This window comes from Paracoccus sp. S4493, from assembly GCF_000967735.1.
Taxonomy (GTDB): domain Bacteria; phylum Pseudomonadota; class Alphaproteobacteria; order Rhodobacterales; family Rhodobacteraceae; genus Paracoccus; species Paracoccus marcusii.
In genome coordinates this window covers 1-348 of the sequence record NZ_JXYF01000523.1, presented here as the reverse complement: position 1 = coordinate 348, position 348 = coordinate 1, and the positions used below count along the sequence as shown (strand labels likewise).

Sequence of the window (348 nt, the reverse complement as noted above, 5' to 3'; positions counted from 1 at the left end):
CCCGCCCGCATTGATGCGCGCCGCCTGGTCGACCGCGCGGTGGTCCATCCAGACGATGATGTCGCGGTCGGGATGGGCGGGGTCGCCCACGCCCAGGGGCGTATCGCCCACCACCACCAGCGAACAGGTGGCGTCGAACCCGATGCCTGCCACGCGGGCCGGGTCGATCCCGGCCTGGGCCACCGCGGCGCGGGTCGCGGCGCAGACCGCGTCCCAGACCTGCGCGCTGGACTGTTCGGCGATCACCCCGTCGGGGCGGTGCATGGCGATGTCGCATTTCCCGGTGCCAAGCGCGGCGCCCGTGGCGTCGAACACGCCCGCCCGCGCCGATCCGGTGCCGACGTCGAT

General features: G+C 74.4%; 1 protein-coding gene. It reads right to left on the bottom strand.

The genetic code is table 11. From position 1 onward, the window contains the following. On the bottom strand, positions 1-348 hold a 348-nt coding region (locus tag TW83_RS18855; RefSeq protein WP_255352813.1), incomplete at both ends, for an FGGY family carbohydrate kinase.